The organism is Mucilaginibacter gossypii (assembly GCF_017569325.2).
GTDB classification, from domain to species: Bacteria; Bacteroidota; Bacteroidia; order Sphingobacteriales; family Sphingobacteriaceae; genus Mucilaginibacter; species Mucilaginibacter gossypii.
The window spans coordinates 7155220-7173888 of the sequence record NZ_CP071878.2; the positions used below are offsets into that span (position 1 = coordinate 7155220).

The 18669-nt window shown below is 43.7% G+C and carries 16 protein-coding genes; 9 read left to right on the plus strand and 7 right to left on the minus strand.

Going from position 1 to position 18669, the window contains the following annotated elements; translation table 11 throughout:
* Positions 1-2 precede the first annotated feature (2 nt).
* The 9 genes from araA to J3L18_RS30945 all read left to right on the plus strand — a co-directional run bounded on the left by araA (position 3) and on the right by J3L18_RS30945 (position 12474).
* Entirely contained in the window at positions 3-1493 is a 1491-nt protein-coding gene (araA, locus tag J3L18_RS30905) for an L-arabinose isomerase (RefSeq protein ID WP_129569086.1), read from the plus strand.
* Between the two features lie 536 nt (positions 1494-2029).
* On the plus strand, positions 2030-3730 hold the full coding sequence (locus J3L18_RS30910; protein WP_129569085.1) for a sodium:solute symporter family transporter: 1701 nt from the start codon (positions 2030-2032) through the stop codon (positions 3728-3730).
* A 17-nt stretch (positions 3731-3747) separates the two neighbouring features.
* On the plus strand, positions 3748-4407 hold the full coding sequence (gene fsa / locus J3L18_RS30915; protein ID WP_090528887.1) for a fructose-6-phosphate aldolase: 660 nt from the start codon (positions 3748-3750) through the stop codon (positions 4405-4407).
* A gap of 211 nt (positions 4408-4618) precedes the next feature.
* Complete coding sequence (locus J3L18_RS30920) at positions 4619-5791, plus strand: aldose epimerase family protein (RefSeq protein ID WP_223266152.1); 1173 nt, start codon at positions 4619-4621, stop codon at positions 5789-5791.
* Positions 5792-5798: 7 nt separating this feature from the next.
* Positions 5799-7766 carry an alpha-L-arabinofuranosidase family protein gene (locus tag J3L18_RS30925; RefSeq protein WP_223266151.1) on the plus strand — a complete coding sequence of 656 codons (1968 nt, stop codon included), beginning with the start codon at positions 5799-5801 and terminating at the stop codon, positions 7764-7766.
* Positions 7767-7768: 2 nt separating this feature from the next.
* A complete protein-coding gene (locus J3L18_RS30930) occupies positions 7769-8773 on the plus strand; it encodes an arabinan endo-1,5-alpha-L-arabinosidase (RefSeq protein ID WP_208102357.1) in 1005 nt (334 codons plus the stop codon).
* Between the two features lie 216 nt (positions 8774-8989).
* Positions 8990-9967: a glycoside hydrolase family 43 protein gene (locus tag J3L18_RS30935; RefSeq protein ID WP_129569084.1), complete on the plus strand. Its 978-nt coding sequence runs from the start codon at positions 8990-8992 to the stop codon at positions 9965-9967.
* A 210-nt stretch (positions 9968-10177) separates the two neighbouring features.
* Positions 10178-12115 carry an alpha-amylase family glycosyl hydrolase gene (locus J3L18_RS30940; protein ID WP_129569083.1) on the plus strand — a complete coding sequence of 646 codons (1938 nt, stop codon included), beginning with the start codon at positions 10178-10180 and terminating at the stop codon, positions 12113-12115.
* A 167-nt stretch (positions 12116-12282) separates the two neighbouring features.
* On the plus strand, positions 12283-12474 hold the full coding sequence (locus J3L18_RS30945) for a cold-shock protein (RefSeq protein WP_090528875.1): 192 nt from the start codon (positions 12283-12285) through the stop codon (positions 12472-12474).
* Positions 12475-12609: 135 nt separating this feature from the next.
* Here the strand turns inward: J3L18_RS30945 and hemH are convergent, their stop codons facing one another.
* From hemH to J3L18_RS30980, 7 genes are all read right to left on the minus strand, one after another.
* Positions 12610-13629: a ferrochelatase gene (hemH, locus tag J3L18_RS30950; RefSeq protein WP_129569208.1), complete on the minus strand. Its 1020-nt coding sequence runs from the start codon at positions 13627-13629 to the stop codon at positions 12610-12612.
* 260 nt (positions 13630-13889) lie between these two features.
* Positions 13890-14576: a fatty acid desaturase gene (locus tag J3L18_RS30955; protein WP_129569082.1), complete on the minus strand. Its 687-nt coding sequence runs from the start codon at positions 14574-14576 to the stop codon at positions 13890-13892.
* A gap of 28 nt (positions 14577-14604) precedes the next feature.
* Positions 14605-15456, minus strand: a complete 852-nt coding sequence (locus J3L18_RS30960; RefSeq protein ID WP_112652757.1) for a 4-hydroxy-3-methylbut-2-enyl diphosphate reductase — start codon at positions 15454-15456, stop codon at positions 14605-14607.
* Positions 15457-15549: 93 nt separating this feature from the next.
* Positions 15550-16200 carry a carotenoid biosynthesis protein gene (locus J3L18_RS30965; protein WP_129569081.1) on the minus strand — a complete coding sequence of 217 codons (651 nt, stop codon included), beginning with the start codon at positions 16198-16200 and terminating at the stop codon, positions 15550-15552.
* A gap of 5 nt (positions 16201-16205) precedes the next feature.
* The gene (locus J3L18_RS30970; protein ID WP_129569080.1) at positions 16206-17294 is read right to left on the minus strand and encodes a glycosyltransferase family 2 protein; all 1089 of its coding nucleotides are present in this window, start codon (positions 17292-17294) and stop codon (positions 16206-16208) included.
* A gap of 3 nt (positions 17295-17297) precedes the next feature.
* Positions 17298-17924, minus strand: a complete 627-nt coding sequence (locus J3L18_RS30975) for a 1-acyl-sn-glycerol-3-phosphate acyltransferase (RefSeq protein WP_129569079.1) — start codon at positions 17922-17924, stop codon at positions 17298-17300.
* Positions 17925-18045: 121 nt separating this feature from the next.
* The gene (locus J3L18_RS30980) at positions 18046-18669 is read right to left on the minus strand and encodes a lysophospholipid acyltransferase family protein (RefSeq protein WP_129569078.1); all 624 of its coding nucleotides are present in this window, start codon (positions 18667-18669) and stop codon (positions 18046-18048) included.

Below are 18669 nucleotides of genomic sequence, written 5' to 3' on the forward strand. Positions count from 1 at the left end.
TAATGATCGATCTGAAAACATTTGAAGTATGGTTCATAACCGGGAGCCAGAATTTATACGGAGAAGAAACACTGAAAAAAGTTGCCGAGCACTCGCAGGAAATTGCTAAAGGTATTGATGGCGCTGCCAATATCCCCGTGCGTGTGGTATATAAACCAGTTGTTAAGTCAACCGAAGAAATTTATAACACTTTGCAGCAGGCTAACGTTGCCGAAAACTGTATCGGTGTTATTGCCTGGATGCATACTTTTTCGCCAGCCAAAATGTGGATCAGGGGCTTAAGCATCCTTAAAAAACCGATGCTGCACCTGCACACCCAGTATAACCGCGATATTCCATGGAGCTCAATAGATATGGACTTCATGAACCTGAACCAAAGCGCCCATGGCGACAGGGAATTCGGCTTCATGGTATCACGCATGCGCATTAACCGTAAAGTAGTTGTTGGTCACTGGCAGGATAGCGAAGTGTTGAAAGACATTGAAAGCTGGAGCCGTGCGGCAGCAGGCTGGTACGATTGGCAAGGTGCCAAATTTGTTCGCTTTGGTGATAACATGCGCTTTGTTGCTGTTACCGATGGTGATAAAGTTGAGGCCGAATTGAAATTTGGTTTCGCTGTAAATACTTATGGTATTGGTGATTTAGTAGCTGTTGTTGACAGCATCAGCGATGCTGAGGTTAAAGCCCTTACCGATGAGTATGAAGCTACTTATACTATGGCCGACGACCTTAAGCAAGGCGGTGCAAGGTATCAATCGGTATATGACGCTGCTAAAATTGAACTTGGCTTACGTAAGTTTTTACAGGATGGCGGCTTTAAAGGTTTCAGCGACACATTTGAAGACCTGCATGGCATGATCCAGTTACCAGGCATTGCTTCACAGCGCTTAATGGCCGATGGTTACGGTTTTGCTGGTGAAGGCGACTGGAAAACTGCTGCCCTGGTACGTGCATTTAAAGTAATGGGTGCCGGTTTGCCGGGTGGTAACGCTTTCATGGAAGATTATACTTACCACTTCGACCCAAACAATGCTTTGGTTTTAGGCTCACACATGCTTGAGGTTGATAGCAGCTTAGCTAATGGTAAAGCAGCATTAGAAGTACATGCCTTAGGTATTGGCGGCAAGGCCGATCCTGCACGTTTGGTATTTAACGTAGCTGGCGGTGCTGCATTGAACGCTTCTATTGTGGATATGGGCAATCGTTTCCGTTTAATTGTTAACGAAGTTGAAGCCATTGAGCCGGTTGAAGATCTGCCGAAATTACCGGTTGCAAGGGTGCTTTGGAAACCACTGCCAGATATGAAAACCGGTTGCGCAGCATGGATCTATGCCGGTGGCGCACACCATACCGCTTACAGCCAAAACCTGTCGGCCGAGCTGATCAACGATTTTGCTGATATGGCCGGTATCGAGTTTTTACGCATTGGTAAAGACACCAAGCTTGATCAGTTCAGAAACGAGATCAGGTGGAATGACGCGGCTTATAAATAGCCCCCTCTAAATCTCCCCCTGAAGGGGAAACTTGAAAAAAAATATAAGATGGTCGCCGCTCGGCTCCGGCCGAGTGGCAACTATTAAGCGGCCTCTGGCCGCCGGGATTGGAGTAGCAGGCCAGAGGCCTGGGGATAATAACCACTCGGCTGAAGCCGAGCGGCGGCGTTTTTTTTAAAGACTTACGAAGTTTTTAAAACTTCGTAAGTCTTAAGTTCTGCGCTGTTTCGCGTTAGGGATAAAAGCGGATACTGGCCAGTGAATAAGGCCTTGTGCAGTATGAGCGGATAGCCCGGCCGCAGGCAACGCCATTGTGAATTTGAGATTTCGGATGTGGGATTTCGGAATTGTCTGAACTCGAATTCATGGAATTAAAGAATTTATCGAATTAGATTAGCATGCTGTTAATCCTTTAATTCGGCAAATTCAGGTTCAGACAAAAATGAGAAGAATATAAACTTAACCAATGCTTTAAAAAGCCCTCACCGTTTAGGGGAGGGTTGGGTGGGGCGCTAAACTAAATTTTAAACCAAATAATGAACAAATTTTCCACTATCGATTACGTGATCTTCGTAATCTATTTTATTGTAGTTACGAGCTACGGGTACTGGGTATACAGCCGTAAAAAGATCAAAGGCGTATCTGATAGTCACGACTTTTTCCTGGCCGAAGGTTCACTTACCTGGTGGGCCATTGGTGCTTCGCTAATCGCGTCAAACATATCTGCCGAGCAATTTATAGGCACCAGCGGACAGGGTTTTGCCGTGGGTTTGGCCGTTGCAGCTTACGAATGGGTTGCTGCCATAGCGCTGATTATTGTGGCTGTATGGTTTATACCGGTATACCTCAAAAATAAGATTTTCACCATGCCGCAATTTCTGCATACGCGGTATAATGAAACGGTAAGTTTTATCATGGCCATTTTCTGGCTGTTGCTGTATGTACTGGTTAACCTAACCTCTATACTTTACCTGGGTGCATTGGCCATTAATAACTTAATGGGCGGCGGATATCTGCATGAGATCATCATCGCATTATCCATTTTCGCGCTGTTCATCACCCTTGGTGGTATGAAAGTTATCGGCTTCACCGATGTTATACAGGTATTGGTACTGGTTGTAGGGGGGTTAGCTACTACTTACATAGCGCTTACTTTGGTGAGTGAGCATTTTGGCTTGGGCAAAGATGCTATGGCGGGCTTAAATAAAATGATGAGCGATGCGCCTGATCACTTTAAAATGATGATGGCTAAACCTAAGCCGGGCGCTCCGCAGGCAGAGATCAACAAATACCTTGCGCTGCCTGGTATTGCTATGTATTTTGCCGGTCAGTGGATCGTGAACCTTAACTACTGGGGCTGTAACCAATATATCACCCAAAGGGCTTTGGGTGCAAATCTGAAAACTGCCCGTACCGGGATCCTTTTTGCCGGTTTAATGAAACTGGCCATGCCTGTTATTGTGGTTTTACCGGGTATTGCTGCTTACGTATTGTACAAAAACGGCGGCTTGCAACAGGAAATGGCATCGGGTGGGCACTTCAACTCAGATAATGCTTACTCGGCTATATTGGGCTTTTTACCAACCGGGTTAAAAGGTCTTTCGGTTGCAGCTTTAACTGCTGCTATCGTGGCTTCGCTGGCAGGTAAGGCTAATAGTATCAGTACCATCTTTACGCTTGATATCTACAAGAAACACATTAGCAAAGAAGCCAGTGAAAAGAGTATGGTTAATGTAGGCAGGCTTACTATTTTGGCTGCATTAGTGTTCTCTATCATGCTTACCTGGAAAGATCTTTTAGGCATAGGCGGCGAAGGCGGCTTTACCTTTATCCAGAAATACACAGGCTTTATCAGCCCGGGGATCTTCGCCATTTTCATTTTAGGTTTCTTTTGGAAACGTACCACCGGAGCCGCGGCTATTGCAGGTATTTTGACAGGCTTTGGCATGTCGGTGCTGTTCAATAATTATGCGCCAAAATTGTTTGGTAACGAGACTTTGCTTTACTCAGCTTTCCCTAACGGTAAGGGCGGCTATGAAATTCCGTTCCTGATTTGTATGGGGCTGTCATTCATGTTCACCATTATTGTGATGGTGGCCATCAGCCTTGCCGGACCGAAAGTTAATCCTAAAGCATTTGAAATTCCGCGTAGTATGTTCAAGGTTGAGAAATCAACCATGGCATTAATTGTAGTTACACTTATCCTGCTTACCATGCTTTATGCAAAGTTCTGGTAAGTACAATAATTTATAAAATGAAGTTTTTTATTGACACAGCCAACCTGGCACAAATTAAAGAAGCCCATGACCTGGGTGTATTAGACGGCGTTACCACCAACCCATCATTGATGGCTAAAGAAGGTATTACCGGCCATGAAAATATCATTAACCACTACAAAGCCATTTGCGAAATTACGGATGGCGATGTAAGTGCCGAAGTTATATCAACCACTTTTGACGAGATGGTTGCCGAAGGCGAAGCGCTCGCTGCCCTTCACGAGCGCATTGTGGTAAAGCTGCCCATGATAAAAGATGGCGTAAAAGCTTTAAAATATTTTAAGCAAAAAGGAATTAAAACCAATTGCACGCTGGTGTTTTCAGCGGGTCAGGCCCTGTTGGCGGCTAAGGCTGGTGCTACTTACGTATCACCGTTTATTGGCCGTTTAGATGATATCTCGACGGATGGTTTACAACTGATTGAAGATATCAGGCTGATTTATGATAACTACGGTTATGAAACACAGATACTGGCAGCTTCGGTACGCCATGCTATGCACATTGTTAACTGCGCTAAGCTTGGGGCCGATGTGATAACCGGTCCGCTGAGTGCTATTACCGCTTTGCTAAAACACCCGCTTACAGATAACGGACTTGCGCAGTTCCTGGCCGACCATGCCAAGGCTGCAGGTGTTTAGTTGAAATATTTGATTTTTGAATAAGAAAGTCCCGCGCGAGGCGGGCTTTTTTTAATTAAATATTTTAAGTGTTTTTTTAACAATTATAAATTAATTTTTATACATTGGTCTCACTGATTCCCAAACCATTAGTTAAACCAATTTATTTGTTCCGGAAATTATAATAGCTAAACGGCAAATGCTTTAAAAAGCAAGCTAACAACCTCAAATTATGAAGAATAACAAGAATTTATTAATGATGTTAAGCTGTTCGGCAGCGCTTTTTGCAGCTTGTAACAGCAATCCAAAAGCAACTGATTCAACCGTGAAAGATTCGACCTCGGTAACTACCCAGTCAATACCCGATTCGGCCAATTTTGAGGCCGATGTACAGGGGCAAAAAGTTAAACTCTTTACCCTAAAAAATAACAGCGGCGCAACAGTGGCCGTTACCAATTATGGCGGCAGGCTGGTAAGCTTACTGGTACCTGATAAAGACGGTAAAGCTACCGATGTTATTTTAGGTTACGATTCATTGAAAAGCTATCAAAAACCAAAGGAGCCGTATTTCGGCGCCATTATAGGCCGCTATGGTAACCGCATTGCAAAAGGTAAATTTACTCTTGATGGCAAAGCTTACCAGTTGGATATTAACGATGGTGTAAACACCCTGCATGGCGGCTTCAACGGCTTTTACGGAAAGGTATTTGCGGCTAAGCAACTGAGCGCTTCGCAGCTGGAATTTACCTATGTTTCAAAGGATGGCGAAGGCGGTTATCCTGGCAATTTAACTGCAACAGTGGTTTATACTTTGGGTGATGATAATGCGCTTAAAATAGAATACAAAGCTACTACCGATAAAACTACCATTGTTAACTTAACCAATCACGCTTATTTTAACCTCAATGGCGCCGGTAATCCAACCATTACTGATAACGTACTGCAAATAAATGCCGACGCTTTTTTGCCTGTGGATACCACGCTTATCCCAACCGGAAAACTGCAGCCTGTTAAAGGTACTCCGTTTGATTTTACTACATCAAAAACCATTGGTAAAGACATTGATGTGGCCGACGAGCAATTGAAAAACGGTAAAGGCTATGACCATAATTTTGTTTTGAACAAACATGATCTTACTACTCCTGTTGCTACAGTAAAAAGTACGGTAACTGGTATCACTTTAGAAGTGTTTACCGAAGAGCCGGGACTGCAATTTTACTCAGGCAACTTTTTAACCGGCGAAACTAAAGATGGAAAAGGCGGCAAAGCTTACCCGCACCGGTCGGCGTTTTGTTTGGAAACCCAGCATTTTCCTGATGCGCCAAACCAGCCGGCGTTTGCTTCAACGGTGTTAAAGCCAGGGCAAACTTACCATACGGTCACCATTTACAAATTCTCCAAATAAATAAGCGATGCTAAAAAGAGCTTTTTTAATGCTGTGTGCTGCCGGTACTTTTACCGCGATGCATGCGCAAACGCAATATACTATAGCGGCTGATAAGGTGAAGGCACACATTCAGCCTACCATGTATGGGATATTTTTTGAGGATATTAACCTTGCTGCCGATGGCGGTGTTTATGCCGAGTTGGTAAAAAACCGTTCGTTTGAGTTTAACATGCCTTTGATGGGATGGAAAGAGCAAAAAAAGGACGGCGGTGACGGCCGCACTGAAGTGATCAACCGTGCTGTTGAACGTCCGGAAAATGCGCACTTTATAAAGAGCTATATCACAACTGATGCCGGTTTTTACGGTTTCTCGAACGAGGGTTTCCGCGGGATGGGGGTTAAGGAAGGCGAGGAATACAGCTTTTCGGTGATAGCCAAACAGGAAGGTGATACCAACGTAAAGCTGAATATTGAACTGCACGGCGATAATGATGCTGTTATAGGTAAAGCCGAACTTACGCCAACCGATAAAGAATGGAACCGTTACAGCGTGAAGTTTAAATCGAGTGCTACAACGCAGAAAGCACAGCTGTATGTTTGGATGAGCGGTAAGGGCGTAATCGACCTCGATATGATTTCCCTGTTTCCCGAGCACACCTGGAAAAACCGCCCGGGTGGCCTGCGTGCCGACCTGGTACAGAGATTGGCTGATCTTAAGCCCGGCTTTTTGCGTTTCCCCGGCGGATGTATTGTTGAAGGCCGCGAGCTGAGCAACCGCTATCAGTGGAAAAAAACTATCGGCGCGGTTGATAAACGCGAGAACATCATCAACCGCTGGAATACCGAGTTTAAACACCGTCCAACGCCTGATTATTACCAAACTTTCGGTCTGGGCTTTATGGAGTATTTCATGACTGCCGAGGATATTGGCGCTTCGCCGCTGCCTATCCTGAATTGCGGTATGGCCTGCGAGTTCAACACCGGCGAACTGGTGCCTTTGGATAAGCTTGATCCTTATGTGCAGGACGCGCTCGACCTGATTGAGTTTGCCAATGGCGATGCCAGCACCAAATGGGGTAAGCTGCGTACCGATCTCGGTCACCCGGCACCGTTTAATTTAAAAATGATCGGTGTAGGTAACGAGCAATGGGGCCCGCAATATATCGACCGTTGGAAAATCTTTACCAAAGCTATCAAAACTAAATACCCGGATATCAAGATTGTGTCTGCTTTAGGCCCATCGCCTGATGGTAAAGAGTTTGACCTGTTAAATAAAACCTTCCGCGGTTTAGGTGCCGATATTTTGGATGAGCATTATTATGCGCCTGCAAAATGGTTCAGGGATAATGCCCGCCGTTATGATAACTATGACCGTAAAGGCCCTAAGATTTTCGCCGGTGAATATGCCGCGCAAAGCAAATCAACCGTAAACCCCGATAACAAAAACAATTGGGAGTGCGCATTATCTGAAGCGGCCTTCATGACCGGTTTGGAGCGTAATGCAGATGTGGTGAACATGGCTTCATACGCCCCGCTTTTTGCTCATGTTGAAGGCTGGCAGTGGACACCAAACCTCATCTGGTTTGATAACCTGAAAAGTTATGCTACGCCGAATTATTATGTGCAGCAACTGTTTTCCATTAATAAAGGAACAGATGTAGTGCCGCTTACCTTAAACAACGAGGCCGTAGCCGGCCAAAATGATAGCTATGCTACTGCCAGTTTAGATAAGAATACCAATGAACTGGTGATCAAGTTTGTGAATACCAGCACTTCGGCTCAAAATGTAAGCTTTAAAATTACAGGCTCAAAAGGTTATCAAAAACAGGCCACGGTTACTACACTAAAAGCCGACGACAAGGATGCTGAAAATTCATTGACCGCACCAACGGCAGTTAGCCCTGTTGAAAGCAAGATTGATATTTCGGGCAATACCCTGAAGCTGGCAGTTGAACCTTACTCGTTTAAAGTAGTAAGGCTTAAAAATAAATAGCCTTGAAAAAGATCCTATTGATCATATCCTTATTGTTCCCGGGCATTTTCTGCAATGCCCAGGAACTAAGGACTGATATATCGGTACACGACCCGGTAATGACCCGACAGGATAGTACGTATTACATCTTTTGTACGGGCAACGGCATTGCTATGTGGTCGTCAAGTGATAGGGTACATTGGAAGGCCGAGAAACCGGTGTTTGCAACGCCCCCGCAATGGGCGGTTGATGCTATTCCCGGTTTTAAAGGGCACATTTGGGCGCCGGATATTTCGTTTTATAATGGGCTGTATTACTTGTTTTATTCAGTATCGGCCTTTGGCAAAAACACTTCGGCCATAGGTGTAGCAACCAATACTACATTACATACCAATGATCCGGCATATAAATGGATTGATCATGGCAAGGTAATTCAATCCATCCCAGGCAAAACCAACTGGAATGCCATCGACCCTAATTTAATTACGGACAAAGACGGTACGCCATATTTAGTTTTCGGCTCGTTTTGGGATGGATTAAAACTGGTAAAACTGAATAAAGACAGGTTAAGCGATGCGGAAAATATTGATAACATTCCAACCATTGCAACACGCCGAAAAATAGCAACGGAAAATCTACCCGCTGTTGACGGTAATCCTGTTGATGCAGGAGGCAATGCCATTGAAGCGCCGTTTATTTTTAAACACGATCAATACTTTTACCTGTTTGCCTCGATAGATTATTGCTGCAAAGGACCGAAGAGTACTTACAAAATGATTATCGGTCGCTCGAAAAAACTGAAAGGGCCATACCTGGATAAAGAAGGCATAGCCATGAAAAAAGGTGGCGGTAGTATCCTGCTGGCGGGCGATAAGGATTGGTATGGTGTTGGACATAACGGTGTAAGCACCTTTGACGGCGCGGATTACATTATTTTCCACGGCTATGATGCAGCTGATAGAGGGATTTCGAAGTTGAGGATAGAGAGGCTGGATTGGGTTGATGGATGGCCGGTGATAAGGAAATGAATACCTACTTATAGTTATTGCTTATAACTTAGTCGCCACCGCTCGGCTCCAGCCGGGTGGTAACGATCAAGCGGCCTCTGGCCGCCGAAGCAGGAGTAGCAGGCCAGAGGCCTGGGAATAAAAGCCATTCGGCTGGAGCCGGGCGGCGGCTGTTATTGTTGAACCCAGCGCAGGTTAAGCTTCCTCGCCTGAAATCTGTTGCATTAACATTACAATATGAAAATATCACAATACCTCATCGCATTGGGCCTGGCATTTGGCAGCCTGACATATGCCAATGCCACAACCCGCGATACCACATTCCATGCCGATGGTAACCCCATTATCAGGCACAAGTATACTGCCGATCCGGCGGCTATGGTTTATAAGGATAAGGTATACCTGTACACCGGGCATGATGAAGCTGCGCCCGGTCATAACGGCTATACCATGCACGACTGGACCTGCTTCACTACAACCGATATGGTAAACTGGACAGAGCATCCCTCACCGATGAATGTTAAGGCTTTTCAATGGGCCAGGGACGATGCATGGGCTTCGCAGGTGATAGAACGGAATGGCAAGTTTTATTGGTATGTGGCTGTTGAACATGGCACTATTCATGGCAAAGCTATTGGCGTGGCGGTATCTGACAGTCCGTTAGGGCCGTTTAAGGACGCCCGTGGCAGCGCTTTGGTTATCAACGATATGACCAAGGCCGTAAAGCATTCATGGGATGATATTGACCCGACGGTTATTATTGATAAAGGCGGGCAGGCCTACCTGTTTTGGGGAAATGGCATTTGCTATTATGCTAAACTTAAAAGCAACATGACCGAGCTTGACGGGGAGATTAAAACGATTACCCTGCCGCATTATACAGAAGCGCCGTGGATCCACGAGCGTAACGGCTGGTATTATCTTTCATATGCCTATGAGTTTCCCGAAAAAATAGCGTATGCTATGAGCCGGAATATCAATGGCCCGTGGGAATATAAGGGGATCATTAACGAAATAGCTGGAAATTCTAATACCAATCACCAGGCTATCATTGAGTTTAAGGGCAAATGGTATTTTATATATCATAACGGAGCGTTAGTGCCTGATGCGGGCAGTTTCCACCGTTCCGTTTGCATCGATTATTTGTATTACAATAAAGATGGAAGTATTAAGCGGGTGGTAATGACCAGCGAAGGGGTTAGGCCGGCGAAATAATTAGTCGCACTCAAGCCTTCTCCACCAGGGAGGGCTTTGAAGTTTTCCTTACATGATAGTCTAAAGGGAGAATTATTCCAATTGATAAGTACATAATTTAATGAAAGGTAACTTTACCAATTATTTTACTGATATTGCGTTGCGTACGTTTGGCCTGTAAACCAACCGGCTACCAGCTGTTTTACCGCAAAAAACCAATTATAATAAAATATGATCATTAAAAATGTTTACTTATTACTTGCCGGACTTTTATTGGCCGGTTTTACTTCATGCAAAAAGAAGGAAGTTTTGCCGGGCAATTCCGGGAACGTTCCCGGTGATACGGTGGTAAACACCGGAAAGGCGTTGCCGGCTGGTGCAAAAGATGGGGTTACTTTTATCAATTCGGGTAAATCGGTAATTTTTAACCTGTATGCGCCGGGCAAAAAATCCGTATCAGTAATAGGTGATTTTAACGGTTGGGATGTAAATGATACCAAGGCCGTGATGAATAACACACCCGATGGCAAACGCTGGTGGGTACAAATTGATAACATCGATCCCGCTGCTGAATATGGTTACCAGCTTTATATTGATAAATCATTGAAGGTAGCTGATCCATATACCGAAAAGGTGCTTGACCCTGATAACGATTCATACATTTCTTCAGATACCTATCCCAACTTAAAAAAGTATCCAGCCGGGAAAACTACCGGTAATGTAAGCGTTTTTCAGGCCAATCAGCCTGCGTACAGCTGGAAAAACACCAGCTTTACCCGCCCCGATAAAAAGAACCTGGTTATTTATGAGTTATTGCTACGCGATTTTATTGATGCCCATAACTATCAAACCCTTACAGATACGCTGAAGTATCTCTCAAACCTGGGCGTTAATGCTATTGAACTGATGCCTTTTAATGAGTTTGAAGGCAATCTTTCATGGGGCTATAATCCGTCTTTTTATTTTGCACCTGATAAATACTACGGTACCAAAAACGCCTTGAAAGCTTTTATTGATGAGTGCCACTCGCGGGGTATAGCAGTTATCCAGGATATAGTGCTTAATCACTCCTTTGGCCAATCGCCAATGGTACAAATGTATTTTAATACAACAGCGGGCAAACCTGCGGCCAACAATCCCTGGTATAATGTGGACCCAACGCATCCTTACAATGTAGGTTACCAGTTTAACCATGAAAGCGCCGACACTAAATATTTTGTAAAAAACGTGCTCAAATTCTGGATGACGGAGTATAAGATAGATGGTTTCCGCTTCGACCTTTCAAAAGGTTTTACCCAGGTTAACTATGGCACGTCTGATGCAGCCGTGAACGCATGGAGCCAATATGATGCCAGTCGTGTAGCCATCTGGAAAGATTATAACAACTATATAAAAAGTATCGATAATAATAACTTCTACGTAATACTGGAACATTTTGCGGCTAACCAGGAAGAAAAAGAACTGGCCGGCGAAGGCATGATGCTTTGGAACAACCTGAACTATAATGCCAATGAAGCTACTATGGGCTGGCTAACCAACTCCAATTTTCAGGGTTTGTTTTATGATCAGCATACGTTTACGCAGCCGTATAACCTGGTAGGCTACTTTGAAAGCCATGATGAGGAACGCCTGCAGTTTAAAAATGAAAGCTATGGCAATGCGGTTGGCAGCTACAATGTAAAAGATAAAAACACAGGTTTGGCGCGCGAAGAAATGGCAGCTGCGTTCCTGTTTTCGGTTCCGGGGCCTAAAATGCTATGGCAGTTTGGGGAGCTTGGTTATGATGTAAGTATTAACCAGGGAGGCCGCACCAGCAATAAACCTATCTACTGGAACTATAATACCGACCCTAACAGGAGGCATTTATATGGTGTTTATGCAAAGATGATTAAGATGAAGGAAAAGAACGCTGTATTTGCCTCAACCAATTACACTTATGATCTTGCCGGTCCCATTAAAACAATCCAACTAAAAGAAGCCAGCGCGAATGTTGAGGTGGTAGGCAATTTTGACGTGGTGCTGCAAACCGGCAGTATCAGCTTCCCGGCTACCGGAACCTGGTATGATAACATTAACAAAACCAGTATAAGTGTAACATCATTGCCATATTCCATGACGCTGCAACCCGGCGAATATCATGTTTACAGCAGTACTCCTTTACAGCAATAACCAAGTTAAAACACTAAGTGTTAAGGCTTTCGGGAGTTGACAAATGCTGTTTTAAGAGGTAGTTTTTAACAGGAAATTACACTTCTGAAAACTATAAACGTGTAATGGCCTTATTTTTAATTGATTGTTAATAATTAATGTTACCTTTGTAGTAATTAAATAAAAATATAATGCAAGGAACAGTAAAATTCTTTAATGAAACCAAAGGTTTCGGATTTATTACACCAACTAATGGTGGTGCCGAAGTTTTTGTACACGTCTCAGGCCTGATCGACACTATCCGTGAAAACGATAGCGTTACCTACGATGTAGAGCAAGGCAAAAAAGGCTTAAATGCGGTAAATGTAAAAGTAGGTTAAACTATCAATTATATAAAAATCGTACAGCATCTGTTCAGCAATGAGCAGATGCTTTTTTTATGCAATAAAAAAAGCCTAACATATGCTATAAAACAGCTCCGTTAGGCAATAATTATATTCAACAGGGGAGTTTTCCTAAGAAGGCTTTACTATCTTCACTAAGGCATCAATAAATTTAGGTGCATCATTCAAACTCTCAACCAGTTGCACATGCTCACCGCCGAGAGCTTTAAACTCGTCACCATATTCGGTAGTTACTTCATATACGGTTTCAAGGCAGTCGGCTACAAAGGCGGGGCAAAATACCAGGAGACGTTTTTTACCTTCGCCGGCCAGTTTGGCTACAATTTCGCTGGTGTAAGGCTGCACCCATGGGTCATTGCCCAGGCGCGATTGAAAGCAGATGGTATATTTCTCTTTCGGAATGCCCATTTTTTCAGCTATCAGTCTCGCCGTATGATGTGATTGTGCCGAATAGCAAAACCTGTTGGCATCAGTAAGCGTTTCGCAGCAGCCGGCCGATTTAAGGCAGTGGTTATGCGTATGGTCTGCTTTAATCAGCTGCCTTTGCGGCAGTCCGTGAAAGCTAAATAAAACGTGATCGTACGTTTCGGGATTATATTTTTGAGCGTTATCAGCAAAAGTTTCAATCATCAGCTCATTATCATGGAAAGAGTTGATGAACGTAATATTTGGCGATGTTGGCCATTTGCCAACAATGTCCATCACCTTTTCATAAACAGACCCGGTACTGGCCGAAGCATATTGCGGAAACAAAGGGATTACCTGGATACTTTCAACAAGGGCTGCTTTCAGCTTCTCCAAAGCCGACTCGATAGAAGGATTTTGGTAACGCATAGCCAGCTCAACCATATAGTCATCGCCAAGGCGCTGTTGTAAAGCCTGCTGTTGTAAAACACTGTAATGTAACAGTGGTGAGCCTGTTTTAGGGTCCCAAATGGCTTGGTACAATTTGGCCGATTTAGGTGCCCTGAACGGAACAATAAGGCCTTTGACTAAAAGAGTGCGTGAAATGGCCCCGATATCAATAACCCGCGGATCCATCAAAAACTCATTCAAATAACGCTTTACATCTGCTGTGCTGGGGCTATCCGGGGTGCCCAGGTTAACCAGTAAAATTCCTTTTTTAGCCATAACTGTAGGCGCAAAAATAGCAAAAAATGCTCCGTAAGTTATGACGTCGGTCACAATTTACAAATAAATGAGGTGTAAGATAAGTGAATGTTTGAAAGTAGAAATTGAATTTAGGAACTGTGTTATTTGTTTTTCAGGAAATATGTTGATAAGTAATTTAACGTATCAGCTATTTTTATATGATTAGGGCGTTACCTGCGGCCGGGCTCTACGCTCATACTGCACGGGCATTAGCCACAGGCCGGTATCCGCTCCGATCCCTAACGCGGGTTGGATTTAACAACTTTCCACAATCTCCACCAGGGTACACCCGGCGATTCATGGTGCTCATAATGATAGCCAAAAAAATAGCAACTAAAAAATGCAGCCAAATGATTGCGGCGCTGGCTCCGGGCAAAGTGCCGGTTATTGTGTTCGCCTTTATGGGGTTGGTATGTACCGAAGTAAAATAACTGTAATGTGCTTAGTAATGAGGGCGCAACCCAAAACATGATCAGGTTTGGCTGCGGGATCCAGATCTTCAGGATATTGAATACAACAGCCATCACCACAATTTGCCATATGGACAGGTAATTGCGGATAAATTGTACATACCATGCAAAAAAGCTGCCCTGATGATAATCCGGATCTTCATGGGTATGTACGTGGCTATGGTGCTTGTGGTGTTTGGTGTACAATTGCGGGTACCAGAACGAGGCATATAGGAAAGTGCTGAGGTAACCCACAAAGTTATTTAAGCCCTTATCGGGCGAAACTGTACCATGCATAGCATCGTGAGCGGTGATGAACAGCCCGGTATAAAGGTGCATTTGCACCAGCATCAGTACATAAACAAGAGGATTGCTGAAGCTGAAATGCCATTGCATCAGTAATGTAATACTTGTTGCCCAGCAGCCAATTACCAGCGCGGCCACAAATAAACCAATATTTGATGGACTTTTTTGCATGTTACCTATTACAGCAAAAAGCGTGCTGTTAAAAGCTTTCTATAGCGGCTTTTACTTTCTGCATCAGCCACATGGGGGTTGATGTTGCACCGGCAATACCAATGGTATCATTTGGCGCAAACATGTTTTTATCCAGCTCGTCGGTTGAGGATATGAAGTAAGTATTGGGATTGTGCTTGCGGCATACTTCATACAATACCTTACCGTTTGATGATTTTTTGCCAGATACAAAAACAATCTTATCAAAGCGTGTTGCAAATTTAGGCAGGTCTTTATCCCGGTTACTTACCTGGCGGCAAATAGTATCATTAGCCTTAAGGGCGTAGCCGCGTGAAATAAGCTCATCTTTAACCGAGTAGAATTTATCCATACTCTTGGTGGTTTGGCTATACAGCGTAATGTTGTGCGGCAGTTCTACATTGTCCAGCTCGGCAATATCCTGGAAAACTATCGCTTCATCATTTGTTTGTCCCTGCAGGCCAACCACTTCTGCATGACCGTGCTTGCCAAAAATCAGGATCTTCTCGTTCGAGTCGTATGAGGTTTTGATGCGGTTTTGCAGTTTAAGCACTACCGGGCATGAGGCATCAATAAGGGTGATGTTATTCTCTAAAGCCGTACGGTAGGTGTCGGGAGCTTCGCCATGGGCACGGATGAGCACCTTTTCATTATGGAGATCTTTAAGCTGGTCGTGTTCAATGATGCGCAGGCCTTTTGCTTTCAGGCGTTCAACCTCTTCGTCATTATGCACAATATCGCCAAGGCAGTACAGGTAGCCGTCTTCTTCTAAAATCTCCTCGGCCATATCAATGGCATAAACCACCCCAAAGCAAAAGCCCGAATCCTGGTCAATAGTAACTTTTAACTGATAATCTCCCATGGTGCTGCAAATTTACGGCAAAAATAACCGTTGATTGTAATGATTGCATTGATTTTGATGATTATTATATCACTAAATAGTTGATCCCTTAGCTCAATACACCAAATTCAAAACAGCAAAAAATAAAAACTGCGCAATTAGTAATGTTGGGCCAACAATGCTTTGCCGTTTAAATTTAAACTGCTCAAATATAAAAAGCAACAATGCACTCAGCACAAACCAGCAAACATAGTTTTTAAACGGAACGCCGGCATCCAGCCAATGCCAGTAATCAAAATGTATGGCAATAGGCTCAATCAGCACATCGAGCAGGGTAAGGACCATAGCTCCTGAAAGTATTCTTACCAATGTACTTTTTAGGCGGCTTCGCTGCAGGGTAATGCCCGCGGCATAGACCAGCAGGAACCAATTTACCCCGATCATCAGGGGAATTTCAAATAGTTTAATGCCAAGTGTTCTGCCATATTGATAATGCCCGAAGAGCCAACCGGTATGTACACCGATGTATTCGGCCAGGAAGCCGATGCCGAAGGCGGTCAATGCAAACAGCAGAAACCTGCTGTCGAAATTGTCATAACTATAAATGATAATCCCAAGCATCAATAGTAAATGCCAAGGTACCAGGGTTATAAATAATACGGTTAATGAGGGGATAATAAAGCCTATCAACCCTACCAGGTGAAACAGGAAAATAACTATGATACAGATCCTGTTTTTTGCCCGGACAGCATTATCGGATGCCATGGGTTTCAAATTTTTCGCCCTTTCCACATCGTGGTTTTGGTGAGATACCTTTGGATGGATAAAACAGCTACGACAAGCAGGCTAAACATTTGAGCAGGATGTAAAAGGATGTTATACTCCGCTTTTTGACCGGCCGAAAGGGAGATCATGATCCGCGTAAGAAAAATAAGGCCTGCGGTAAAAAGTATCAGCGGCATGTTCAGGGTTGTCAGGATAATCAGCGGACCGGCAATAGTGATGGTAATGTACACTAAAAAACCAATGATGCTGTAGTTAAAAGCCGCCAGGAAATTTTTACTGAACCCGTTTATAGCTTCGCCATATCCCCGGTACATACGGCAGCTGATCATGCCGTTGGCCAGCAGGGCCTCGCCATTATAACGCTCCGCTTTTATGAGGCGCATGATCTCCACGTCTTCCACCACCTTGTTTTTTACCGCTTTGTGCCATTGGTGTTTATGATAAATGGCAGCATCAAACAACATAAACTGACCGCTGGCGGCCGCTACTGAGGCGTTTTTTAATATATATACCAGGCGTAAAGGCAGCAGGTTTAGCAATATGAAATGCATGAGAGGCACTACCAGGTTCTCGCCGAGGGTAAGCATGGTTTGATTGCTAAACAGGCTTAATAAACCCAGTTGGTGCAAATGCATACGGTGCACAGCACTGTTGATAAGCCGGTTACTAACTTGTTCGTCGGCATCCAAAAACAGTAGATATTTACCATCGGCCTGTTTAGCCATTTGGTGGCAGGCGTAATTTTTCCCCATCCAGCCATCTGGTAATTTACCTCCCTTTAACACCCTGAAATGAGGGTGCCCGGCGGCAAATTCAGTACAAACCTGGTAAGTATCATCGCTTGAATCATCGTCATAAATAATAACCTCGTAGTTGTTATAGTCCTGCCGATGGATGGAATTTAACAGGGTTAATATGTTTTCGGCCTCGTTACGTGCAGGGACCAGGATAGAAACTTTATCCGAATAATACCGCCCTATATGGGGCAGTTTGGGGTTGGAGATATAATTGAATAGCGTTACCGCAAACCTGAGTATGATAAAAAAGAGGGTTATTAATATAGCTATGGTCACTTTTTATATATCAAATTCGGTTTGCAGTAATTTGGAGGCTTCATAATGCCTTTGGTAAGCTTCCTGTAATTTACTTATGCTTTTACCGGTGTAATTTTCTGGTTCGCTTTTTAAATAAACGGTTGCCGTTGCCTTTTTATGTTTAAAGTACTGAATAAAAGTTGAAGCAAACACGAGCTGGAAATTTCCGTTTGCTTTTTCAATGATCCTCATAACCCCTTTTTCAAAGTTTATGCAGGTAACAAAGTTAGCATACAGTTTGCCCTGTGGAAATATCAAAACCAAATTTGCCGGATCGGTAAGCAATCCGGCCGCATAGTCAAGGGACTGGATGATACTTTTTGAATCTTTTTTTACCGAAAAAGCACCGGCAAATTTCAGGAAGCGCTCGCTACGGGCAGTCTCTTCCAGGATCATGACATGTAACTTTTTCTTTAGCAATTTATCGTTTACGCAGTATAATATCAACCCATCCCAAAAACTAAAGTGGTTGCCTATCAGCAGCACCGATTTATTTTTATCAATTACAATGTCGTTAAACAACAGTTCATGAAACGTTTTGCCAACTATCCATTTAACATAGTAATGGACAATACGGGTCATGAAAAAGTTTTCTTTATTGCGGATCATATTTTACACGAATGTATTGCATGTCGGCGACAATTTTATCGAATTACACGAAATTTGCTGATGGCTTATCAAATGAAATTAGTGTCAATTTGATATAATTCGGGAAATTAGTGTCAATTAATTAGTGTTCCATATTGATCTGGTTTTTTAACGCTTGCTGATGTGCGTTATTAATGTTCTCCTTCAACTGCTCAAAACTAAGTTCGCCGGCAACACCTAAATCAAACAAATGGACATAGGCGCGGGGCTTCAGGCTTTCAAAGTAATCGATCAGGGTACAATGATAAACCACCTGGCAGGGGCCTTTTATCTGTCGCATCAGTTTATAAACACCGGTTTCAACACGTATAAATGTTTCATGGTTTGAATAGAGCTCGCCCTGCGGAAATATCACGATAAGATTATCAGGATCATTTAATATCCCGGCCGAGTAACTGAGCGAGTCGAGTATCTCCCTTGACCCCTTTTGAATGGAGTAGGCACCAATGTATCGAAAATAACTATGCTGATCGAACTGGTCCTGCTGCATCATGATGTAAAATTGCTTTTTGAGATCATAAACAGCTGTCCGGTTAGCAATGAAACCATCCCACCAGCTAAAATGATTGGTCAAAAGCAATATTGAATGGCCCGGGCGTGGCTCAAAGGGCTGTACATTAACCTCTTTAAAATTACGGCCGATCCACCATTTTACACAACGGATGAATAATTTACTCCAAAATTTCTTTTTACGCGAAGGTACCAT